The 22,741-nt window shown below is 68.4% G+C and carries 20 protein-coding genes; 8 read left to right on the top strand and 12 right to left on the bottom strand.

The genetic code is table 11. From position 1 onward, the window contains the following. From OV287_RS12345 to OV287_RS12335, 3 genes are all read left to right on the top strand, one after another. Positions 1-1,125, top strand: a complete 1,125-nt coding sequence (locus OV287_RS12345; RefSeq protein WP_373371824.1) for a DOMON domain-containing protein — start codon at positions 1-3, stop codon at positions 1,123-1,125. Between the two features lie 44 nt (positions 1,126-1,169). Next, positions 1,170-2,543 (top strand): 30S ribosomal protein S12 methylthiotransferase RimO, encoded by a 1,374-nt coding sequence (gene rimO / locus OV287_RS12340; RefSeq protein WP_267542334.1) that lies wholly within the window; start codon positions 1,170-1,172, stop codon positions 2,541-2,543. 178 nt (positions 2,544-2,721) lie between these two features. Next, positions 2,722-5,130 carry an ABC transporter permease gene (locus tag OV287_RS12335; protein ID WP_267534224.1) on the top strand — a complete coding sequence of 803 codons (2,409 nt, stop codon included), beginning with the start codon at positions 2,722-2,724 and terminating at the stop codon, positions 5,128-5,130. Between the two features lie 6 nt (positions 5,131-5,136). Here the strand turns inward: OV287_RS12335 and OV287_RS12330 are convergent, their stop codons facing one another. From OV287_RS12330 to rplU, 7 genes are all read right to left on the bottom strand, one after another. Beyond that, positions 5,137-6,603, bottom strand: a complete 1,467-nt coding sequence (locus tag OV287_RS12330; protein WP_267534223.1) for a hypothetical protein — start codon at positions 6,601-6,603, stop codon at positions 5,137-5,139. A gap of 28 nt (positions 6,604-6,631) precedes the next feature. Then, the gene (locus OV287_RS12325; RefSeq protein WP_267534222.1) at positions 6,632-8,080 is read right to left on the bottom strand and encodes a hypothetical protein; all 1,449 of its coding nucleotides are present in this window, start codon (positions 8,078-8,080) and stop codon (positions 6,632-6,634) included. A gap of 3 nt (positions 8,081-8,083) precedes the next feature. After that, positions 8,084-8,857, bottom strand: coding sequence for an outer membrane lipoprotein periplasmic chaperone LolA (gene lolA, locus OV287_RS12320; RefSeq protein WP_267534221.1), 774 nt, complete (start codon positions 8,855-8,857; stop codon positions 8,084-8,086). Positions 8,858-8,933: 76 nt separating this feature from the next. Next, positions 8,934-9,623, bottom strand: a complete 690-nt coding sequence (locus tag OV287_RS12315; RefSeq protein ID WP_267534220.1) for a TrmH family RNA methyltransferase — start codon at positions 9,621-9,623, stop codon at positions 8,934-8,936. A 4-nt stretch (positions 9,624-9,627) separates the two neighbouring features. Beyond that, complete coding sequence (obgE, locus tag OV287_RS12310; protein WP_267534219.1) at positions 9,628-10,995, bottom strand: GTPase ObgE; 1,368 nt, start codon at positions 10,993-10,995, stop codon at positions 9,628-9,630. Positions 10,996-11,127: 132 nt separating this feature from the next. Beyond that, positions 11,128-11,394, bottom strand: a complete 267-nt coding sequence (gene rpmA, locus OV287_RS12305; protein ID WP_267534218.1) for a 50S ribosomal protein L27 — start codon at positions 11,392-11,394, stop codon at positions 11,128-11,130. Positions 11,395-11,454: 60 nt separating this feature from the next. Then, positions 11,455-11,763: a 50S ribosomal protein L21 gene (gene rplU / locus OV287_RS12300; RefSeq protein ID WP_267534217.1), complete on the bottom strand. Its 309-nt coding sequence runs from the start codon at positions 11,761-11,763 to the stop codon at positions 11,455-11,457. Positions 11,764-12,042: 279 nt separating this feature from the next. On the opposite strand from rplU, the gene OV287_RS12295 reads away from it, so the two are divergent. The 4 genes from OV287_RS12295 (at position 12,043) to OV287_RS12280 (ending at position 14,647) form a co-directional block, all read left to right on the top strand. Then, positions 12,043-12,384, top strand: a complete 342-nt coding sequence (locus OV287_RS12295) for a hypothetical protein (RefSeq protein ID WP_267534216.1) — start codon at positions 12,043-12,045, stop codon at positions 12,382-12,384. A gap of 139 nt (positions 12,385-12,523) precedes the next feature. Then, positions 12,524-12,877, top strand: coding sequence for a hypothetical protein (locus tag OV287_RS12290; protein ID WP_267534215.1), 354 nt, complete (start codon positions 12,524-12,526; stop codon positions 12,875-12,877). A 103-nt stretch (positions 12,878-12,980) separates the two neighbouring features. Next, positions 12,981-13,943, top strand: coding sequence for an isopenicillin N synthase family dioxygenase (locus OV287_RS12285; protein ID WP_267534214.1), 963 nt, complete (start codon positions 12,981-12,983; stop codon positions 13,941-13,943). Positions 13,944-13,981: 38 nt separating this feature from the next. Further along, complete coding sequence (locus tag OV287_RS12280; protein ID WP_267534213.1) at positions 13,982-14,647, top strand: hypothetical protein; 666 nt, start codon at positions 13,982-13,984, stop codon at positions 14,645-14,647. Between the two features lie 35 nt (positions 14,648-14,682). On the opposite strand, the gene OV287_RS12275 is transcribed toward OV287_RS12280, so the two are convergent. After that, complete coding sequence (locus tag OV287_RS12275) at positions 14,683-18,288, bottom strand: DEAD/DEAH box helicase (protein WP_267534212.1); 3,606 nt, start codon at positions 18,286-18,288, stop codon at positions 14,683-14,685. A 221-nt stretch (positions 18,289-18,509) separates the two neighbouring features. Here OV287_RS12275 and OV287_RS12270 point away from each other — a divergent pair, with 221 nt between their 5' ends. Further along, on the top strand, positions 18,510-18,938 hold the full coding sequence (locus tag OV287_RS12270) for a hypothetical protein (protein ID WP_267534211.1): 429 nt from the start codon (positions 18,510-18,512) through the stop codon (positions 18,936-18,938). 121 nt (positions 18,939-19,059) lie between these two features. Here the strand turns inward: OV287_RS12270 and gatB are convergent, their stop codons facing one another. The 4 genes from gatB to OV287_RS12250 are packed head-to-tail and all read right to left on the bottom strand — an operon-like array spanning position 19,060 to position 22,623. Continuing rightward, complete coding sequence (gene gatB / locus OV287_RS12265; RefSeq protein ID WP_267534210.1) at positions 19,060-20,499, bottom strand: Asp-tRNA(Asn)/Glu-tRNA(Gln) amidotransferase subunit GatB; 1,440 nt, start codon at positions 20,497-20,499, stop codon at positions 19,060-19,062. A 21-nt stretch (positions 20,500-20,520) separates the two neighbouring features. After that, a complete protein-coding gene (gene gatA / locus OV287_RS12260) occupies positions 20,521-21,981 on the bottom strand; it encodes an Asp-tRNA(Asn)/Glu-tRNA(Gln) amidotransferase subunit GatA (RefSeq protein ID WP_267534209.1) in 1,461 nt (486 codons plus the stop codon). Positions 21,982-21,985: 4 nt separating this feature from the next. Next, positions 21,986-22,273 (bottom strand): Asp-tRNA(Asn)/Glu-tRNA(Gln) amidotransferase subunit GatC, encoded by a 288-nt coding sequence (gene gatC, locus OV287_RS12255; RefSeq protein WP_267534208.1) that lies wholly within the window; start codon positions 22,271-22,273, stop codon positions 21,986-21,988. A gap of 20 nt (positions 22,274-22,293) precedes the next feature. Then, the gene (locus OV287_RS12250) at positions 22,294-22,623 is read right to left on the bottom strand and encodes a TFIIB-type zinc ribbon-containing protein (RefSeq protein WP_267542333.1); all 330 of its coding nucleotides are present in this window, start codon (positions 22,621-22,623) and stop codon (positions 22,294-22,296) included. Between the last annotated feature and the right edge of the window lie 118 nt (positions 22,624-22,741).

The following is a 22,741-nucleotide window of genomic DNA, read 5'->3' as shown; positions in this document are numbered from 1 at the left end:
GTGCGCTCACTCGTCGTCTCTGCCCTCCTCGCGGCGCTCATCCCCGGGGCCGCCTTCGCCCAGGAGCAGGAGCAGGCCCCCCCGAAGCCCCGCCCGGTGAAGTCCGTGCCCTCGCTGTCGCGCGCGCCCAAGCTCGACGGCAAGCTCAAGGACTTCTCCTCCTCGCTCACCCTCAAGCCGCCTGCCTCCGTGGACGCGAGCGCCTCCTTCACCGCCCGGGCCGGGTGGCGCAAGGACACCCTCTACGTGGGGGTGGAGGCCACGGATGATCAGCTCCAGGCGGGAGATCTGCTCACCCTCTCCCTCTTCTTCCCGGACGCCGGAGCCACCGCCACCGGCCATGTCTTCCGCTTCGCCTTCGATGGCAAGCGCGCCTCACCGCCGGAGAGCGGCACCTCCCGGTTCGCCCAGCAGCTGGTGGAGGTGGGCGTGCAGCGTCAGGACAACACCCTGGCACTCGAGGTGGCCATCCCCGCCCGCGCCCTGCCGCGCTTCCCCGCCGAGGATCCGCTCGTCCTCGATCTGTGCCTCACCTACGAGGACGTGGACGCGGCGGGCTCCAAGCCCCCGGCCGTCTCCAACTGCAAGGACGGCGGCATGGTGGGCGAGGCCCTCCGGCTGCCAGACGACTTCCGCAAGGGCCTCAAGCTGAAGCCGCCCAAGGGAGTGATCGCGCTCGAGGGGCAGCCGGACGGCTGGTTGGGCTATGGCGTCCTCCACTACCCGGACTGGGTGGAGGCGGACGAGCCCCTGACGCCTGATCTGCTGGAGGTGCTGGTGGCCCCCAGCACGGTGAATGCGGCGTCGGCCGGGGTGAATGTCCCGGAAACGCTCATGCTGCCGAATGGAAAGACCCTGCTGGTGGTGTTGTCGGGCGACAACCCCTACACCTCGGCCGGCACATGTGACTCGGACAAGGAATTGCGCCTCGGCCTCTACCTGGTGAAGGGGAAGACAGCGCAACGGGTGCTCGAATGGCCGGCCGCTACGTGTGCGCTGGGACGAGCCACCTCTGTAGTGCTCGATGAAGAGGGCGCGTTGAGCATTGGTTACTCGAACGGCCCGACCATCAACTTTGCTTGGAGTGGAGACCACTTCGAGCGGACCGAACTCGGAAAGCGGTAAGCGCTGTGCAGAAGACCCCCCAAGAGACCAAGAGCCTCTACATGATGACCCTCGGCTGCCCGAAGAACCGGGTGGACTCCGAGGTGATGCTCGGCACCCTCAAGCAGCGGGGTTACTCGCTGGTGCAGGACCCCGCCGAGGCCCAGGTCATCGTCGTCAATACCTGTGCCTTCATCGGGCCCGCCAAGCAGGAGTCCGTGGACTCCATCCTGGAGATGGCCGAGTACAAGAAGTCGGGGGAGTGCAGCACCCTCGTCGTCACCGGTTGCCTCTCGCAGCGCTACGGCGCCGAGCTCTCCAAGGAGATGCCCGAGGTGGACCACTTCCTGGGCACGAGCGCCTATGCGCAGATTGGAGATCTGCTCGCCGCCGAGGCCAGCCCGCGCCAGGTGATTCCGGACCCGGACTACATCCACGACGCGCAGACGCCGCGTGAGAACTCGATGCCGTCCTACACGGCATACCTGAAGATCTCCGAGGGCTGCGACAACGCGTGCGCCTTCTGCATCATCCCCACGCTGCGCGGTGGCCAGCGCTCGCGCCCCATCGCGGACGTCGTCACCGAGGCCCAGCGCCTCTCCGAGCAGGGCGTGCAGGAGCTGAACCTCGTGGCGCAGGACCTGACGGCCTACGGGCATGACCTGCCCGGCAAGCCCAAGCTGCATGATCTGCTGCGCGAGCTGGTGAAGGTGGACGTGAAGTGGATCCGCCTGCACTACGCCTACCCGCGCGTCTTCACCGACGAGCTCATCGAGCTGATGGCGACGGAGAAGAAGATCGCCCGCTACCTGGACATGCCGCTGCAGCACGCCAGCGACAAGCTGCTGCTGTCGATGAAGCGTGGCCGGGACAGCAAGTTCCTCAAGGAGCTGCTGACGAAGCTGCGCGCCCGGGTGCCGGGGCTGGTGATGCGCACCTCGATGATCGTCGGCCTGCCGGGCGAGACCGAGGAGGACTTCGAGCTGCTCAAGGAGTTCGTGAAGGAGCAGCGCTTCGAGCGGCTCGGTGTGTTCCAGTACTCGGACGAGGAAGGCACGGCGGCGTACGATTACGAGAACAAGGTGCCGAAGCAGACCATCGAGCGCCGCTGGCGCGAGGTGATGGCCATCCAGAAGCGCATCAACCGCGAGCAGAACAAGAAGCTCGTGGGGCAGCGGATTGAAGTGCTGGTGGAGGGCCCGAGCGAGGAGTCCGAGCACCTGCTGGTGGGCCGCTACGAGGGCCAGGCGCCGGAGATCGACGGTCTGGTCTACATCAACGACGGTCTGGCCTACCCGGGCGAGTTCGTCACCGTGGAGGTGACGGAGGCGCACGACTACGACCTGATCGCCAAGGTGGTCGAGCGCCCCAACCCGAAGGACCGCGTGCTCAAGCCCCGCGAGTCCTTCCCCATGCCCGTGGTGACGTCGCAGCGCTGACGTCTCCCGAGCACCCATGAAGTCGCCAGGCCCGGTGTCTCCTCGAAGCCACGAGGAGCCCGGGCCTGTTCGCTTCTGGGATGCCGCGTGTCACATCCGGACACGCTCTGGCGCCCGGGGGCGGGCCATGCCGTAGGCCGAGGGGTGGCGCTAGAGTTGCACGGGCCAGTCCATCCCCATGTCCCAGCTCCTCCAGGATGTGCGCTTCTCCCTGCGCCAGATGCGGCGCGAGCTCGCCTTCACGCTGGTGGTGGTGGCCACACTCGCCCTGGCCATCGGCGGCGCCACCGCCGTCTTCAGCGTCGTCTACCAGGTGGTGCTGCGGCCCCTGCCCTACTCCGAGCCAGAGCAGCTCGTGCGCCTGTTCCAGTCCACGCCCCAGCGCGAGCGTGGAGGGGTGTCCTATCTGTCCCTGCAGGCCTGGCGTGAGCGTACTCATGCCTTCCAGGGCCTCGAGGGAATCACCCTGACGGATTTCACGCTCACCGGAGAGGGGGCCGCGGACCGGGTCTTCGCGGCACGCGCGACGGCCGGTCTGCTGCCCCTGCTGGGAGTGAGGCCGGTGCTCGGGCAGGCCTTCGGCGCGGAGATGGAGGTGCCCGGGAGGGATCTCGTGGTGATGCTCTCGCATGGGCTGTGGCAGCGCCGCTTCGGGGGAAGCCGGGACGTCGTGGGCCGGACGCTCACCCTCAACGGACAGCCCCACACGGTGGTGGGAGTGCTGCCCGCCTCCTTCCGTTTCGCGCCCGATGTGGACCTGTGGAAGCCCCTGGCCCCCAACCCGGCTGAGACGGAGGGCGGCCCCCGGCACATCTTCATGCGCGTGGTGGGGCGGCTGCGGCCCGGTATTTCGGTGGAGCAGGCGCGGACGGAGCTGGAGGGACTGGCCGCGGCCCTGGTGCGCGAGCCCGAGTACGCCGGGGAGGCGCCGGGGGTGCGTGTGATGCCGCTGCACGCCCATGTGGTGGAGGGCTCTCGGCAGCAACTCTGGTTGCTGGCGGGAATCATGGCCCTGGTGCTGCTCGTGGCCTGCGCCAACGTGGCCAACCTGATGCTGGCCCGCGCCAGCGCTCGCGAGCGGGAGGTCTCCGTGCGTGCCGCCCTGGGCGCGAGCCGGTTGCAGTTGATGCGGCAGTTCCTCGTGGAGAGCGGGCTGATGGCGCTCCTCGGTGGGGCCGCGGGCCTGTTGCTCGCACTGTGGGGAATGGACTTGATGCGGGCCCTGGTGCCTCCCGAGGTGCTGTCACCGGAAGCGGCGCGGCTGGATGGGCACGTGCTGACCATCGCCGCCGGCCTGTCCCTGCTCACCAGCCTCTTGTTCGGGTTGGTGCCTGCATTGAGGGCGGCTCGGGCCGATGGACGTGGGGTGCTCGGAGGACTGCGAGGAGGCCGGGGCGCCACGGGGCGCGGCGGTGCGATGGCTCTGCTGGTGATCGCGCAGGTGGCGCTGGCGCTCGTTCCATTGGTGGGAGCGGGGTTGATGCTGCGCACCCTTCATTCGCTGCAGACGGTGCCGCTGGGCTTCGAGCCTCGGGGCGTCACCATCGCGAACATGTACCTGTCCAAGGACAAGTACCTGGACGACGAGCGCCAGCGACTCTTCTTCTCGGAGCTGCTGGAGCGGGTGCGGGCGCTGCCCGGGGTGCAGTCCGCGGGCGTATCCAGCACGGTGCCGCTGTGGGGTCGCACGGGTGTCGCGCCGGTGCTTCTGCCGGGCGAGCCCGACTCGGTGGCTGATGCCCGCGAGCTCACCAACTTCCGCACGGCGAGCGAGGATTACTTCGTCACGATGGGGATTCCGTTGAAGGCGGGGCGGCTCGTCGAGGCCATGGATGGTGCGGGCTCGCCCCCGGTCCTGGTCGTCAACGAGGCCTTCGCACGGCGCTATTTCCCCGGGGGGAAGGCGCTGGGGCAGCGGGTGCGGCTGGCGCTCGACGGAGAGTCCTTCCGCGAGGTGGTGGGCGTGGTGAGCGACGTGCACCACGACAGCCTCGGCGAGGCGCCGTCCTCCGAGGTGTACATGCCGATGGGACAGTTCTCCGTGCTGCGCATGCTGCTCGCGGTGCGCTCCACGCAGGACGCGGAGGCGCTTGCCCCCATCCTGCGCGAGCAATTGCGCGCGGTGGATCCGAATGTGCCGCTCATCCAGGTGCGCACCATGGAAGACCTGGTGGATGCGAGCCTCGGGCGCACACGGGTGATGGGGGCACTGTTGTCGGCCATCGCCGTGCTGGGATTGGGGCTGGCGGGGCTGGGGTTGTACGGCGTGCTGGCGTACTCGGTGAGCCAGCGCACCCGCGAGATGGGCATCCGCATCGCCCTGGGCGCGAGGGACAATCAGGTGCTGTGGTTGGTGGTGGGGCGAGGCCTGCGACTCGCCGCTGCCGGTGTGGCCCTGGGCCTGGGAGGAGCGGTCGTGCTCGCCCGCGGCCTGTCCAGCATGCTCCATGGAGTGGGGGCGCTCGACGCCGTCACCTTCATGGCGGTGCCCGCACTGCTCGGGGCCGTGGCGCTACTCGCGAGCTGGCTGCCCGCCCGGCGCGCGCTGCGCGTACCGCCCCACGAAGCGCTCCGCTCGGAAGGGTGAGCCCTCTCAGCGCCGCTCCAGGCGGCGCCACGAGCCCGCGCGCCCGGTCTCCTCGAAGCCCGCGAGGGCCCCGGGCAACGACCCATCCCCGTACACCAGGAGGCTGTTGAAGGGAGCCACCTGCTCCACGGAGACGGAGCTGGCGTCCATCCACATCGGCAGCGATCGACCTGGGCGGAAGCGCACCGGCAGGTGGTCCGCATCGGCGAAGAAGTGGTGCCCCACCCCGCCCTGGGTGGCCGTCCACCACTGCCCGAGGTGCTCCAGGTAGACGAGGCGGCTGCCTCGAGACCGGTTCCCGGCGAGCGAGAGGTAGCCGTGCACCCCCGGTGGCGGAGGACTCGCCACCAGCGTCTCGAGTCCCTCCACCTCCTGCTTGAAGCGCCAGTGGTAGCGCGCCGTCTCGGCGAGCGAGGCCACCACCACGAGCAGCATCAGGGCCCGCACCGGCCGGGCAATGCGCGCCGGGTCCACCAGCACGAGGGCCACAACGCCCGCGAGGACAGGCAGGCGCACGTGGATGAGCCAAGCGCCCGAGATCGCCTTGGGCGTCACCAGGAAGAGGGCCCCCAGCGAGAGGAAGAGCAACCACGGCGCCCGGGGCTCCTCACGGCGGTGGCGCAGGTACGCCACGACGAAGACCAGTGTGATCAGCACCGGGCCCACGACGGCGAGACGGCCCTCGGGGCGGTAGTTGCGCAGGAGCCAGTTGAAGTGAGAGCCCCACCCGTAGTCCGTGGGTAGGTGGTTGCCGGGAGTGACGGCTCTGGATGCGAGCGTCACCACGCGGGCCGCACAGAGGGCCAGGGGAAGCGCCAGGCCCGCGGCGGCGAGCCCCACCGCCCGGCGCCGGGAGTCGGAGGTGAGCGCGAGCGCGGCCACGCCGACACAGAGAGCCCCGAAGGCAACCAGGTGCGAGAGCATTGCCGCCGTGGACAGGAGCGCGAGCCCCACCACCGCGCCCACCGCGCCCACCGCGCGCCCGGTGCCGCGCAGCGCGTGCAGGTAGAGCGCGAGCGAGAGCAAGGCGAGCGGCAGGGAGAAGAAGCTCGGCAGGAAGCCGAACCAGTAGGAGATGTTGAAGGCGAGCGGGAACCCGAACACCACTGTCCACGAGGGCCGGCGCAGGACACGCGCGAACGCCAGGTGGGACAGGGGGAAGAGCATCAATCCCGTCCAGGCGGCCAGACGCGCCGCGAAAGCCCCATTCGTCAGCAGCGTCACCGGCAGGAAGAGCCAGATGGGCAGCCCATAACCGAGCGGGATGTGCGCCTCGTACAAGGCAGACACCTGGGGATTGCCCCGGACAAGCTCCGCGAGCGTCTGCATCTGGGCCGCGTGGGCGGGCAGATCGACGGAGGGAGGAATGCCGTTCATGCACCAGGCGGCGAAGCACCCCCAGGCCACCAGCAGGATGACGGTCTTCCAGGGCTCGTGTGAGGAGACGGGTGCGGCCTGCGGCTCTTGGGACATGTTCCGGGCCCCTTATAGCGCCGTTCCGCTACTTCGGATCCTCGGGCTCCTGCTCGCGCTCCTTCTTCGTCGGCGGCTTCGACGTCTTGCTTCGCTGAGGCGTGGCCACCGCGTCTCCCAGTGGCGTCGGCTGGCACTCGCAGAGCGTGCGCCGAGTGCTCCCCTGGTGCACGAAGATGCAGGCATTCGGGCACTCCTGGAACTGCCCTTCCTCGAACAGCGCCAGCGCGTACCCGTGCACCGACTTCAGGGCCTCACTGCACTCGGGCATCGACTGCGCCAGCCTGGGCCATGGCACCAGGTGCTGCGTCGTCACGCCCCGGCTCGTCGGCGAGAACGAGAAGCCCACCTGGCAGTCCTGCGTCAACGGCTTGCCGTCCTCGCCCAGTAGCTCCAGGTGCAGTCGCCCGCCCTCGGGCAGGTCGCGGAACACCGCCCCCGTGAGGGCCACCCGCCCGTCCGCCCCCCGCCGCACGTGCAACCCGAAGCAGGACTCCTCGCGCGCCTCCTCGGGATTCTGGGAGCCCGGACGTGCGCAGCGCTGACGGCCGTCGACGGTCTGCACGCGCGGCCGTCGCAACACCAACGTGTCGCCCTGCACATCCACCGTGGTACGGAAGCGGCCCCAGACGTCTGGCCCCAGCCGGCCCAGAGTGGTTGGGTTCCTCCACCCCACCCCGGCCTCCAGCACCATGGGACTCACGCCCACGCCCGAGGTCACCTCCACCGCATCCACCAGGTAGGCCCTCGGCGGCAGGTTGGCGGCCGTCTCCAGCGGTTGGAGTCCCTGCGCCTCCGCGGCCCCCATGGCGAGCCGTGAGAAGGGCTCGCGCGAGCCCAACACGAAGGGACCCGTGAGCGCCAACTCCCCCTGCGTCACCCGCGCCACCAGCAGAGGCCAGTCGCCCACTGGGTCTCTCGCGAGCTCGAGCCGGTGCACCTCCTCGGCCGAGTCCGAGCCAGGAGCAGTCGCTTCAACCAGGTGTTCCGCGCGCGGGCGCGATTTCTCGAAGGTCACCTCGCGCCGCAGCGGGTCCACCGTGAAGGCATAGGCGGAGAGCACGTCAGCCCCTAGCGTCACCGCACAGGCGCGCTCGTCGGTGAGCCCTATGCCCCGAGGCCCCAAGGGAACACCGCCCACGCGCAGACCCGACAGGCGAATCAGCGGCCAGTCCCGCAGGCCTCCTGGGACGGCATAGACGTCCGGCACGCGCGCCGAGCCCACCACGGGAGGAGGAGGCCGCTTCTCATCCCAGCAGGCCGAGGACACCGCGGAGAGCGCCCGGGCCACATCCATCACCACCGGCACCGGGCGCCCGTTCAACTGGCCCTCCACCACGAGCCTCAAGTTGGGCGAGGGCAGCAGGGGCAGCGTCTGGCCCGCGAGACTGCCCGGGGCCTCGGGCGCGGCGGGGCCCGCCCCCCGGTGACACCCGGCGAGCAACAGCAGCAGGGCCCCGAGTCGCGCGCTCCGCACAGGCTACTTCCGCGGCTTGGTGAAGTCGTCGATGCGCGTGCCGTCGGGGGGATTGATCTTGAAGGCATCCGCCCCGACGCCCACGTTCGTCTTCAGGTTGAGGAAGGCGATGGCGTTCTCGCTGCCGTCCGGATCCACCACCGTGCTCTTCAGCACCTGCGCCGTCTTCGAGTCCACCTCCAGGCGCACCTGGCGGAAGCGCGGATCCTCCTTGAGGGGATCCAGCACCAGCAACGTGCCCTTGCAGTCCTTGCACGCGCCCTTGCTGATGGAGAACTCGTCCGCCAGCTTCCCCTGACCGAAGAGGAACGTCACCGACGCGGAGAGCTGGCTGGTGTCGATCCGGCCCACGCTCAGCGTCTGCGCCTCGGGGTCGTACGCGTACACCTTCTCACCGGCCAGCACGAAGGTGCGCGTAGAGGGCTTCTGGTACTCCCAGCGCATCAGGCCCGGCTTCTTGTAGATGACCGTGCCCGTCGAGGTCTGCGTGCGCCGCAGGGCCTTGTACTTGTAGTCCTGCTTGAAGTCGGCCGAGAAGTCCTGCGTCTTCTCGTAGAAGGCCTGCATGCGCTCCACCAGCTCCTTCACCTCCGGAGCGACCTTCTTCTCAGGGGCCTTGGGGGCCGCGGTGGCCTTCGGCGCTTCCGCCTTGGGGGCCGCAGGGGCAGGGGCCGGCTGAGCGGGCGCCTGGGCAACCACCTGGTGAGCAACAGTGGTGGGTACCGGAGCAACCACCGGCGCGGCGAGCAGGGTCACGAGCAGCTTCTCGAGGTACATGGCTTGAGCTCTCTCCAGGCGGGCGAGCCGCCCGCGATTCCAACTGTACCTACAGACGGCCCCCCCGGGCCGGCATTCAAGGCTTGGAGGGGGGTGGCTTCTTGAAGATGCGCCGGCGCTGTTTCACAGCGAGCATATAGAAGCGGTCGCGCAGCACCTGGGCCTCCGCCTCGGTGAGGTCTCCCACGCGCCCGAGGTGCTCCTCGCGCCAGGAGATGGCCCGGGTAACACAGGCCGATGCCGCGGCGGAGATATTCAGGCTCTGGCTGAAACCGCGCATCGGAATCCAGAAGGTGCCGTCCGAGCCGTCCAGCACCTCCTGGCTCACCCCATCCCGCTCGTTGCCGAAGATGAGGGCGACCTTCGAGTCGAAGCGCATCGTGTAGAGGCTGGTGGCGTCCTCGCGGATGGCCGAGGCGTACAGCGAGAAACCTCGGGACTTGAGGTGCTCACGGCACGAGGCGAAGTCCTTGTAGAGCTTCACATCGAGCCACTTGTCGCACCCCTGCCCCACCCGCGAGTTGGGCATGAAGGGCGCCGCGGGGTTGACGATGACATGCACCTCCTGGAGGCCATTGGCCTCGCAGGTGCGCAGCACCGCGGCGATGTTGAAGCTGTCCTCCAGCCGATCCAGCACGATGGTGAAGGTGCGCGTGCGCTGGGAGATGACCTTGTCGATCTTCTCCTTGCGCACATCGAGCAGGAGGGACTCCGCGTCGATCGGAGCCTTCTCGAGCTTCTCGTAACGGGGGCCGCCACCAGCCATCGCGTCAGGACCTCCGGGCCCGCTTCGGCGCGGCCTTCTTGGCCGCCGCCCCGCGCGCCGGAGCCTTCTTCGCCGCGGCCTTCTTCGTCACTACCCGCTTCGCCGCCGCCTTCTTGGCGGGAGCCTTCTTCGCAGGCGCCTTCTTGGCAGCGCTCTTCTTCGCCGCCGCCTTCTTGGCGGGAGCCTTCTTCGCCACCACAGGTGCCTTCTTGGCGGGAGCCTTCTTCGCAGGAGCCGTCTTCGCCGCTGCAGCGGCCTTCTTCGCGGGGGCCTTCTTCACCGCCGCCGCGGCCTTCTTCGCGGGGGCCGCAAGAGCCTTCTTCTCCGCCCGGGGCTTGGGCGGCGGCTCCACGTGCAGCTTGTCCCTGCGTCCGGTGAAGAGCACCTCGGCCACGGCGTCCAGCAGCGGCTGCATGCCCAGGCCCGTGGCGCACGAGACGGGGAACACGGCGATGCCGCGCTTGCGCAGCTCCTCCGTCAGGCGCCCGAGCCGATCCTGCGCGTGCGGCAGGTCCAGCTTGTTGGCCGCCACCACCTGGGGCTTGCTCGACAGCTCCTCGCTGTACTTGCGCAGCTCCTCATTGAGGATGTCGAAGTCCTTGAGTGGCTCGCGGTCCTCGGTCTCGGTGCCCATGTCCAGCAGGTGGATGAGCACCTTGCAGCGCTCCACGTGCCGCAGGAACTGGTGCCCCAGCCCCACGCCCTCGCTGGCGCCCTCGATGATTCCGGGGATGTCCGCCATCACGAAGGACAGGCCGTCCTTGTACTGGACCAGGCCCAGGTTGGGCACGAGCGTGGTGAACGGATAGTCGGCGATCTTCGGCCGAGCCCGGCTCACGACGGAGATGAGCGTGCTCTTGCCCGCGTTGGGGAAGCCCAGCAGCCCCACATCCGCCAGCAGCTTCAGCTCCAGCCGCAGGGTGCGCTCCTCGCCCTTGGTGCCGTCCTGGGCGAAGCGCGGCGTCTGCCGGGTGGAGGTGGCGAAGTTCATGTTGCCCAGCCCGCCCCGGCCGCCCTTGCACACCACCATGCGCTCGCCGGCCGTGTTCAGGTCCGCCAGCACCTCCTCGGTGTCCACGTCACGAACGAGCGTGCCCACCGGCACCTTGAGGACCAGGTCATCGGACGCGCGGCCATTGCAGTCGCTGCCCATGCCGTTCTCGCCGCTCTTCGCCCGGTGGTGCTGTTGATAGCGGTAGTCCAGCAGCGTGGTGAGTTGGGGATCGGCCTCGAAGATGACCGAGCCGCCGTTTCCTCCGTCTCCACCATTGGGGCCGCCGCGATCGACGTACTTCTCCCGGCGGAACGCAACGGCCCCGTTGCCCCCGTCCCCGGCCTTCACGAAGATGCGGACTTCATCAACGAATTTCATCCCAGACCCCAGAAATGCGGAACGGGCCGCCTCCACGTCCAGCGCCAAAAGGCGTATGGACCGGGAGCGACCCGCTCACGAGGCAACTGGGGAGCCAGCGAAGACCGGCTCCCCTTTCAAACGAAACGCGAACTAGGCGCTCGTCTGGGCCGGGTACACGGAGACCTTCTTGCGGTCCCGGCCCTGGCGCTCGTACTTCACCACTCCGTCCACCGTGGCGAAGAGCGTGTAGTCACGACCGAGCTTCACGTTGGAGCCCGGGTGGATGACCGTGCCGAGCTGCCGCACGAGGATGCTCCCCGCGCTGACGGTCTCGCCGGCGTACACCTTCACGCCACGGTACTGCGGATTGGAATCGCGACCGTTGCGCGAAGAACCTTGTCCCTTTTTATGAGCCATGACACCGATTCCTGATGAGGCCGGCGCGCCTCACAGCGCTCCGGGAAGTTGTGACCCGGACTAGCCGGAGATGGAGGTCACCTTGACCTCGGTGTAGGGCTGACGGTGGCCACGGCGGCGCGTCCAGCCCTCCTTCTCCTTGCGGAAGTGCAGCACCTTGCGGTGCTTGTCCTGGGCGAGAATCTTGCCCACGACCCTGGCGCCCGACACGGTCGGCTGCCCCACCTTCGGGCTGTCCGAACCACCGAGCATCAGCACGTCGTTGAAGGTCACCTCAGCGCCGACAGCTCCCGTGACCTTCTCGATCCGGAGCACGTCGCCCTCGGCCACGCGGTACTGCTTACCGCCCGTGCGAATGACTGCGTACATCGTTGAACCCCTGAGTTTGTTCCGGGTTGATTCAACCCGTGAAAGGCCGGCGTGCATTTCGGACGTGAAAAACCGTCCTACGATGCAAAGGTCGCCCGATCTACGGGAGAAGGACAGGGGAGTCAAGGCAGATAGCAGGGGGTGGTGCATAGGGAGCACGCCCCAGCCTCCCCCTCTCCCCCCTGCCCACCCGTGGACACGCGACGCCCCTGGCCCGCCCGACCGCCTGCCCGGCCGGTAGGATGGGCCCTTTCCCCTCTCTTACAAGGAGTGCTCCCAATGCGAAAGTCCGGATGGATGCTCGCCCCCCTGGCGGCAGCGGCGGTCCTCAGCGGGTGCCGGAGCACGGCCTGCGAGGATCTGGCGGCGGCCTACGCCGACGTGGCCCAGAAGTCCCAGCCCTGCGTGGAGCGTGCCCCCCTCCCCGCCTTCGATGCGGCCCGATGCGAGCAGAACCTCCAGGCGTGCGGCGGGGAGGACCTGGATCAGCTCGACGCCCAGATCGAGTGCTACCTGCGGCTCGGCACCTGCCAGCCCGGACAGCAGGAGGCCTTCTTCCAGAACATCACCAACTGCGACAGCAACGTCCTCAGCAACACCTGTGAGGCGGCAATTTTCTAAGCAACCTGTCCTCTGCGAAGGAGCGGCCCCGAGATACCCGCTCGGGGTGGAGACATGCCCTCTGGCGATCCTCCATCGGGCCGCTAGGATGCGCCCCTCTCTTCACGCCATGCGTGAAGCACCAGAGGGGGAAGCACACATGAAGACGAAGATTTTCGGAGTGGTGGCCGTGGCGATGCTGGCCCTGACCGGCTGCGGCAACGTCTGTGACGAGTTGGATAACGCCTTCGAGGCGGTCGAGGAAAAGGCTCGGCCCTGTGCTTCGGCGGGCGAGGAGCCGACGTCCTTCAACACCAACCAGTGTTCGGACAACCTCGAGGACTGCACGGACTCGGAGAAGAAGGCCATGTCCGACTTCGCCAAGTGCCTCCGGGAGCTGCCGGAGTGCACCCCGGCCACCCAGGAGAACTTCTCTAACGCGACGCTCGGCTGCCTCCTCAGCCTGTCCGGCAAGGTCGGCGAGACCTGCGGCAACGCCATCATCGGCGGCTAGTCAGCCCTCGCGCGGATCGGGGTCCAGAGTCTGGCCCCGGTCCGTGTCGTTCACTGTCAGGCAGTTCCCGTCACACCCAGATGACGGCTAGAGTGCGCGCGCTATGTCCCGCTCCACTCGCCGCATCCCCCTCGTCAACCTGTCCCACTATCGCTCCGGCAGCCCCGAGGAGCGTGCCCGCTTCGTCCGGGTGTTCGGAGAAGCCCTCAAGGAGTTCGGTTTCGTCTCCGTCGAGGGTCACGGCATCGACGACGGGCTCATCCGCCGCACCTACGCGGACGTGGAAGCCTTCTTCCGCCTGCCAGAGCAGGTGAAGCAGCGCTACCACGTGCCCGAGTTTGGCGGCCAGCGCGCCTACACGCCCTTTGGCAAGGAGCACGCGAAGAACCGCACCGTGGGCGACCTCAAGGAGTTCTGGCACGTGGGGCGTGACCTGCCCGAGGGCCACCCGCGCCGCCCGGATACCGCCGCCTACAACGTCTGGCCGGAAGAGGTTCCGTCCTTCCGCCCGAACACGCTCGCCCTCTTCAACGCGCTGGACGAGGCGGCGGCGCTGATGCTGCAGGCCGTGGCCGAGTACTTTGGCATCGAGCGCAACACCTTCAGCGACATGGCGCAGGACGGCACCTCCGTGCTCCGCGTCATCCACTACCCGCCCCTGAAGGAGAAGTTCATCCCCGGTGCGGTGCGCGCCGCCGAGCACGAGGACATCAACCTCATCACCCTGCTGTGCGAGGGGACCGCCTCGGGTCTGGAGCTCCTCACCCGCGACGGCGAGTGGATTCCCGTGGACACGCTGCGCGGGCAGATCGTCGTGGACTCGGGCGACATGCTGAGCCGGGTGACCAACGGCGTCATCCCCGCCACCACCCACCGCGTGGTCAACCCGCCCTCGGCCGCCGAGGACAACACGCGCTACTCCATGCCCTTCTTCGTGCACCCCTATCCGGAGTGCGTGCTCCAGCCGCTGCCGGGCACCGTGACGCCGGAGAAGCCGGGCCAGCCCCCCATCACCGCTGACGCGTTCCTCAAGCAGCGCCTGCGGGAGATCGGCCTCATCAAGTAATGCTGGGCAGAGGGGTCCGCGCAGGAGCGAACCCGAACATGTCCCTCCCCGCCCTCTCCCACTGCCGGACCCTGCTCCTGCTCGGCGGGTGGGTGCTGGCCTCCGGTGGGGCCGCGGCCCAGGAACGGCCCCCTCCCCTCCTGCGCCCGGGCAACGTCGACCTGCGCGTCGAAGGCGCGGCCTCGCTCCTGCCGCTCTCCCTCGAGGCCGGTGCCACGGTGGACGTCGGCGTGCTTCCGCTCGCCACCGGCACGCTCTCCCTCGGCGCGGAGCTCAGCGGCAACCTGTGCGCGCTCGCGTGCTGGGTCCCCAATCTCTTCCTCGACCGAGACACCTCGCGCTGGGAGCTCTCCGCCGTCGGCCGCCTGGGCTACCACTTCACCCTGGCGAATCGGAACTACAGCAAGGTGGACCTCTTCGGCGTCCTGCTCGGAGGCGTGCTCGAGCCACACACCACCGTCACCACGCCCGCCTACCGCTTCGAGGGCCGCGGCCGGGGCCCCGTCTTCGGCCTCGGCATCGGTGGGAATTACTTTCCCTCCTCCTCCCGCCTCTTCGTGGGCGGTGAGGCCCGGCTGCGCTTCTCCACCGGCGCCTATGAGTTCACCCTCAGCCGAGGCACGCACGAGTTCACCGACGACGAGCGACGGTGGGTTCGACTCGGCCTCAGCACCGCCTTCTTCGTGGGGGTCCGCCTTTTCTGACGCACGAGGTCAACCCAAGCGCCCCGTCCTCCGTCTCAGTGCACGAGTCTTCCGGGCGAGGATGACGGCTCCTCGTGCACGGAAGCACCTCCCGTTTCGAGCAGCTGGAGCAGGTCCTTCGTCGTCAGCCGCGCCGCGGCGTTCGACCCCTCGAGAATGCCCGCGACGAGAGCGCGCTTGTCCGCGTGGAGCGAGAGAATCTGCTCTTCAATCGTTCCGCGGGTGACGAGCCGATACACCGTGACGGGCCGCTCCTGCCCGATGCGATGGGCTCGATCGGTGGCCTGATCCTCCACCGCCGGGTTCCACCACGGATCGAGGTGGATGACGTAGTCCGCCGCGGTCAGGTTGAGTCCCGTTCCGCCCGCCTTCAGCGAGATGAGGAACAGGTCGCCCTCGCCCCGCTGGAAAGCCTCCACCCGCTTCGCCCGTGCACCCGCCGGGGTCGAGCCCTCGAGGTACTGGTAGCTGAACCCCGCCCGGTCGAGCTCCTCCCGCACCAGGGCGAGATGTGAAGTGAACTGGCTGAACACGAGCGCGCGATGGCCCGCGCCACGGAGTTCCTCGACCAGCTCGAGCAGGCGGCGCATCTTGGAAGAACCGACACTCGACTTCCCATCGTAAAGCCGCGGATGGGAAGCCAGCAGCCGCAGGCGCGTCAGGGCCGCGAGCACCTGGAACTGCTGCTGCTCGTTGCGCACGCCCCTGCCCTCCTTCGAGACCTCAGCCACGGCGGCGAGGCGCGCATCCTCATAGAGCGCCCACTCCTCCTCTGAGAGTGCGATGGGGACCTGGATCTCCGTGCGCGACGGCAGCTCGCGTGCCACTTCCGCCTTCGTGCGCCGAAGCAGGAAGGGCTTGAGCACACGGGCGAGCGCCTCGCGCGCCTCGGGGTCCTTGCCGCGCTCGATGGGCCCGGCGAAGCGCTCGCGGAACTGCTCCCAGCTTCCGAGCAGGCCGGGGAAGACGATCGAGAAGAGGCTCCACAGCTCCCCGAGATGGTTCTCCAGGGGCGTACCCGACATCGCGAGCCGGAAATCAGCCTTCAGTTTCCGTGCAGCGCGAGCCCGATACGTGGTCGGGTTTTTCAGCGCCTGCGCCTCGTCGATGACGAGGGTGGCGAAGGTGACCTCGCTCAGGCTGGCGATATCACGCGTGAGCAGGCCGTAGCTGACGATCAGCACGTCCTTCTTCGTGAGCTTCTCGAGACAACCCGCACGCTCCGATTGCTCGGCATAGAGGATGGGACGCAGGTCCGGTGCGAACCGGCGCAGCTCCTCCACCCAGTTGAAGCCAACCGACGTGGGGACGAGGATGAGCGCAGGCCCCAGGCGAGACCGGTCGACCAGCACCGAGATCGCCTGCACTGTCTTCCCCAGACCCATGTCGTCGGCGAGGCAGGCTCCGGCCCCCCACGCGGCAACCCGGCTGAGCCACGCATGTCCCTCCACCTGATAGTCGCGGAGGGTCGCACGGAGCGCGGCAGGAGGCTTCGGCCGAAGCGACAACGAGGCCGCGAGCCGCTCGGTGAGCAGTTGCCAGGAAGGCGCTGCCTCCACCTCCGCCCCCGCACCGCCGAGCGCCTCGATGGCGGGGACCGCGCCAGGTGACAGCTCCACCCTTCCATTTCGAGCGAAGGAATGATCGGCGACGGCCTGGAGGCGGTGGCGCAACGTGTCGCTGAGCTCGACCCAACGCCGCTCATCCACCCGCACGAAACGCAGCTGCCGCCGCGCCGCATCGAGCAACACCGCGAGCTCGATCCGACCCAACTCGACCTTCAGCTGGCCGTTGATGCCAAACCAATCCCGCTTCCGTTCGATGTGGACCTTGAGCGCCTCGGGGCCAACAGCCGCCGAGACCCTCGGCTTCTCATCGAGCCACTCGACGGCGAGTCCACGGGGTGGATTCTGCAGGGCGGCGACGAGCGCCAGCGCCGAGTCGGTGTCCCGCATCCGGAAGCAGAAGGTGGGACCCTCCTCGGCGTCGGCGAGCGGAAGGGTCGCGAGCATCGCGCGCGCCCGCTCTTCCTCGGTGAGCAGGGAACGCCGCACGTACGCGCGCTCGGCGCCTCGCAGCAACAGGACGTCCCTCGGACCCACGCCCGGATGGTAGAGCGGTGCTCCGGGACCCGGACGCACGAGCAGCTCGAGCTCGAGCGACACGTCCGGCAGCAGCCTCAGCCGAACCACCGTCTCGGACTCGGAGACGAGCTCGCGGCCCTTGAGGGACTCCGGGACGACCAGCGGGAGGCGGGCCTCCAGCCGAGAGAGCCGCTCGAGCAGCGGCTGCTGCGCCTCGGGTGGAAACCGCGTGCCGTGCTTTTGCAGGAGCTCGAAGAGCTGGCGGGCCTCGTCGCTCACGTCGATCAGCAGGCACCTGCCACGCTGCTCCTCGGCGGTGAAGAGCGGCTCGCCCGGCACGAACGACTTCATCAGCGATGTGAGGAGGCGTGCGTCGAAGACCTCGCCGTCAACGGAGGGCTCGAGCCGGATGTGATCGCCGGCCGGGACCGCGATGAACCCCAGCCGTACCCGCTTCAGCTCGAGCGGCTCTTCGGGCGCGACATCGAGCGCCACCCTCGGGTGCCCCACCAGCGCAAGAAAGGCACGCGCCGCATACGTGCTGCCCCTGGCGCCCGCTCTGGCCGACCACGAGGCGAACAGCTCGGCGACACGCAGGTCCTGCTCGGAGAGGGAATCGCGGTGCTCGTCGAGCAGGCGCGCCGGGGTCGTGCGCGCACCAGAGGTCAACATGCCGCGGCGGTTGCGCTTCTTCACCGACGGCACCGCGGTGAGCGTCCCGAGCTCATGCTCGATGCGCCACCACACCTCAATGAAGGCACGGGGCTCGGCGAGCTTCGCCTCGAACAGGTCGAGCGCCTTGAGCGCGCGAGCCCAAGAGGGCCTCAAGAGCTCATCGGCCAGCACACGCGCCTCGTCGCGCCGCGAGGGGTCCTCAAGGAGATCCAGCGTGGCATCCACCAGCGCGAGGGCATGCGTGCAGCCCCCGCGGGCCTCACAACTGCACTCGAGCCGGGGCTCGCCATCATTCGGGAACGACAGTCTCGATTCGGCCGCGAAGGAGCCGTACGTCGGCCCCCCGCGGACACGCCGCCACCGCTCCTTCCAGGCTACGGCGCAGGGCTCGGCGAGAAACGACCAGGTCCCGGAGGCACGCGCGGCACGGGAGCGAGGAGTTGCACGCGCGCGCAGGCCATGCCGGAGCTGCAGCAGCCGCGTCCAGAACACCGCGAGTGAGGGATCCTCGTTCGACTCCGGGCGTGACGCTTCCTCGAGAACTCCGAGCCGAACGGACTCCGCCTCATCGGCCAGGAACGCGACTGCCGCGAGGGGCACCGCCTCCACGAGGACGCCGCGAGCACGAGCACCCAGGTAGCGCGAGGCGCCCTCACGAGAGCCAACATCCCGAACCGACAGGCCGCTGAGCGCATAGCGAAGGTTGTTCTTCTGTGCCTCATCGACGGCGAGCGCGGGCAGCAACACCTCCGCCGAGGTCGTGAGTGCATCCTGGAGCGAGTGGGACTCCGCCCATTGCTCCAGCTCCTTCCGGGTCCCGAAAGGCGGAGGAAGAACGAGCGGTTCTGGGGCAGCGGAAATGCGCGGTGTGGGGAGTGACACGGAGGCGGCGGAGTGTAATCGCGAGGGAAGACCGGATCAGCACCGGTTCTGGGGCCTGGAGAGCGAGGGAGCAAGCCTGCCAGGGCGTGGATGCCATGGCAGCCGCGTCATGCTGGGGGCCCCGCGAACCGAGGCACGTGCAACCCCTCGGAAATCCAGAGGAGCGGAAGTGGCCTGGGGGCTGCAAGGGCGGCGGCCAACAACAGGAGGATGTACCCATCATGAAGAAGCTCTCCCTCGTTCTCACCCTCTCGCTCATCGTTGGCTGTGGCGCCGTGCAGAACTGGTCGGGAACCTACGAAGGCACCTCGAAGCGCGCGGCGAGTGCCACGGAGCTGGAGGCCGCGACGGCCGTGAAGGAGACCTGGAAGATCAGCGAGGACGTGAACAAGGACGTCCTCTCAATCACCCGCGAGCGGGCCGGAGACGCGGCCTGCGCCCTGCTTGGGAGCCGCGCGGGCTCGGAGCACGGCGGATACGGTGCAAGACTCAATGCGGACCAGAAGTGCGTCATCAACGGCACCGAGCACATCCTGGTCAGCGGCGAACTGCAGTACCTGGGCCCGGATGTCGAGTTCGATCTCCAGTGGAAGACGTCCGCCGCCGGAGGCGTCGTCCTGGTCGAGCAGGGCACCTTCGCGAAGAAGTAGCCCCCCTCCGCGCGACGGCGTTGGCGCAGGATCCGGGCGCGCCCAGGAGCAACTGGTCCGACCATCGGACCAGTTCGCTCGGCGCGCGCGCCTACAGGTCCTGGTAGGCGCAGGGCACGGACTACTCGCCGATCTTCTTCTTCAGCAGCTCGTTGACGAGGGCCGGGTTGCCCTTGCCCTTCATCGCCCGCATCACCTGGCCCACGAAGAAGCCGAAGATGTGCTTCTTCCCGGCCTTGTACTTCTCCACCTCGCCCGCGTTCTTCGCCAGCACCTCGTCCACCACCGCCTCGATGGCGCCCGTGTCGCTCACCTGCGCCAGGCCCTTCTCCGCGATGATGGCCTCCGGGTCCATCCCCGTCCGGAACATCTCTCCGAACACGTCCTTGCCCGCGTTCGCCGAGATGGTCCCCTTCTCCACCGCCGTCAGCAGGTTGGCGAACTGCACCGTCGAGAAGCGCAGCGTGGTGACGCTCCCGCCCTCCTCCTTCAGCAGCCGCAGCAGCTCTCCGAGGAACCAGTTAGACAGCCGCTTGTAGTCCTTGAAGTGCTGCGCCACCGCCTCGAAGTAGTCTGCCAGCGGGCGCTCCGCGCACAGAATCTTCGCGTCATACGCCGGCAGCCCGTACTGACTCGTGAAGCGCGACACCTTCGCCCGTGGCAGCTCCGGCAGGGACTTCGCCACGTCGTCGATCTGCGCGTCCGTCAGGTGCAGCGGCGGCAGGTCCGGCTCCGGGAAGTAGCGGTAGTCGTGCGCCTCCTCCTTCGAGCGCATCGAGCGCGTCACGCCCTTGTTCGGGTCGTACAGCCGCGTCTCCTGCTCCACCTTCCCGCCCGACTCGAGCAGGTCCACCTGCCGGGAGATCTCGTACTCGGTGGCCTGCTTGATGAACCGGAACGAGTTGATGTTCTTCAGCTCCACCCGCTGGCCGTACGCCGTGGCGCCCTTGCGCATCACCGACACGTTGACGTCGCAGCGCAGCGAGCCCTCCTCCATGTTCCCGTCGTTCACCCCGAGGTACACCAGCACGTCCCGCAGGGACTTGAGGTACTCCACCGCCTCGTCCGCGCTGCGCAGGTCCGGCTCGCTGACGATCTCCAGCAGCGGTACGCCCGCGCGGTTCAGGTCCACCAGGCTCTCGGCCGCCGAGGCGTCGTGCACGCTCTTGCCCGCGTCCTCCTCCATGTGGATGCGGCGAACGCGGATGACCTTCTCACCCTCGGGAGTATCGATGGTGAGCTGGCCCCACTCGCAGATGGGCTGGTCGTACTGCGTAATCTGGTAGCCCTTGGGCAGGTCCGGATAGAAGTAGTTCTTCCGGCTCCACACGCTCGTCTTCTTGATGGTGCAGCCGAGCGCCAGTCCCGTGCGGATGGCGAACTCCACCACGCGCGCGTTGAGCACCGGCAGCACCCCGGGCAGGCCCAGGCACACCGGACAGGTGTTGTGGTTGGGCTCCGCGCCGAAGCTGGTGGAGCAGCCGCAGAAGATCTTCGTGTGCGTCAGCTGTTGGGCGTGGACCTCGAGCCCGATGACCGGCTGGAAATCGCTCAGGGGCATGGCGTCTCCGGAAGTCCTCTCTCAGATGGGGGCCAGGCGGCGCACGTAATCGTGCTCACGCTCGAAGGCCCGGGCGATTCGCAGCAACTTCGCCTCGTCGAACGGGCGGCCCATGAGCTGCAACCCGATGGGCAGGCCCGCCTTCGTGAAGCCGCACGGCAGAGACAGGCCAGGCAGTCCCGCCAGGTTGCACGGCAGCGTGCACACGTCCATGAGGTACATGGACAGCGGGTCATTCACCTTCTCGCCCAGCTTGAAGGCCGGCACCGGCGAGGTGGGCGTCACCAACGCGTCCACCTGCGTGAAGGCCTTCGTGAAGTCCTCGCGGATGAGCGTCCGCACCTTCTGCGCCTTCAGGTAGTAGGCGTCGTAGTAACCCGCGCTCAGCGCGTAGGTGCCCAACATGATGCGGCGCTTCACCTCGGGGCCGAAGCCCTGATCGCGCGTCAGGCCGTACATGTCCTTGAGGCCCTTGGCCTCGCGCGCCCGCAGGCCGTAGCGCACGCCATCGTAGCGGGCCAGGTTGCTCGACGCCTCCGCCGGGGCGATGAGGTAGTAGGTGGCCAGCGCGTACTTCGTGTGCGGCAGCGAGACGTCCACCAGCGTGGCGCCCAGCCGCTCGTAGGCCTTCAAGGCCTCGCGCACCGACGCCTCCACCTCGGGGTCCATGCCCTCGACGAAGTACTCGCGCGGCACGCCCAGCTTCAGCCCCGCCACCCCGTGCTCCAGGTCCGCCAGGTAGTCCGGCACGTCCGCCGGGGCCGAGGTGGAGTCCAGCGGATCATGCCTCGCCAGCACCTGCATCAGCGCCGCCACGTCTCCCACCGTGCGCGCCATGGGGCCCGGCGCGTCCAGCGAGGAGGCGTAGGCGATGACGCCGTAGCGAGACACGCGCCCGTAGGTGGGCTTGAGGCCCACGGTGTTGGTGAGCGCCGCCGGCTGACGGATGGAGCCGCCCGTGTCCGTGCCCAGCGTGCCAAACACCTCGCGCGCCGCCAGCGCCGCCGCCGAGCCTCCCGAGGAGCCTCCTGGCGTGCGCGTCACGTCCCACGGGTTGTGGCAGGGGCCATAGGCGCTCGACTCGTTGGACGAGCCCATCGCGAACTCGTCCTGGTTGAGCTTGCCCAGAATGGGCGTCCCCGCCTCCTTCAACAGCCGCACCGTGGTGGCGTCGTACGGGGGGCGGAAGCCCTGGAGAACGTGCGAGGCACACGTCGTCTCCACGCCCTCGGTGAGGAAGATGTCTTTGACGGCGACGGGCACGCCATCCAGCGGCCCGAGCGGGTTGCCTTGCTTGCGGCGAGCGTCGCTGGCCTCGGCGGCCGCCAGCGCACCGTGCTCGTCCAGCCGCAGGAAGGCCTTCACCTTCCCGTCCACCTGGGCGACGCGCGCCAAGCACGCCTGGGTGGCCTCTACGGAGGTGGTTTCCCCCGAGGCCAGCTTCGCCGCCAGCTCCAGCAGGGTGAGGTCGGTCAGCTGCATGGCTTCACTCCAAAATCTTCGGAACGGCGAAGCTGGTGCCCACCTTGGCCGGCGCATTGGCCAGCGACTTCTCCGGTGGCAGCGAGGGCCGCATCACGTCCTCGCGCAGCAGCGAGGACGCGAGCGTGGCGTGCGAGGTGGGCTCCACTCCGCTCACGTCGAGCTCCTGGAGCTGCGCCACTGCATCGAGGATGGCAGAGAGCTGCGTGGCATAGCGCTCCTCCTCCTCGGACGAGAGCGACAGCCGGGCCAGGGTGGCCACATGACGAACCTGCTCGACGGTGAGCTTCATGGAGCGGGCCTCCTACCGAACTACTTGCCCTTGAAGAGGTTGAGGACGGCGCCCATCCACCGGCCATCCTTCTCGTGCGACATCTGGTGCTGGAGCCGCTCCAGCTCGCCCCCGTCCAGGAAGATGCCGTGGCAGTTGAAGCAGGTGTCGATCTCGACATCGCCCCGCTTGAGCGCCTGCAGGTCCATGCCGCACTTGGGGCACTTCATGTAGTGCAGCTTCTTGAGCTCCTCGCGCTGCTGGGCGGCCAGCGACTGGGACTGCTCGATGGCCAGCTTGCGCTTCTTTTCAATCTCCTCGCGCGCGAAGTACTCCTCTTCGGTCGACGACGGCTTGTCCTGGGTGGCCATGATGTAGGTCTCCTTGGCTTGGTACTCGGCGAGGGCACCATACATGCTCCGCCCCCCGCTGGTGCCTCAAAGTGGTAGCGACGTGTACCTCTGGACGACCAGCCGGAAAATTGACCGG

This window comes from Archangium lansingense (genome assembly GCF_026626635.1).
In the GTDB taxonomy this organism is placed as follows: domain Bacteria; phylum Myxococcota; class Myxococcia; order Myxococcales; family Myxococcaceae; genus Archangium; species Archangium lansingense.
The sequence above is the reverse complement of the archived record's forward strand: the minus strand, read 5'-3'. Positions and strand labels throughout refer to the sequence as shown.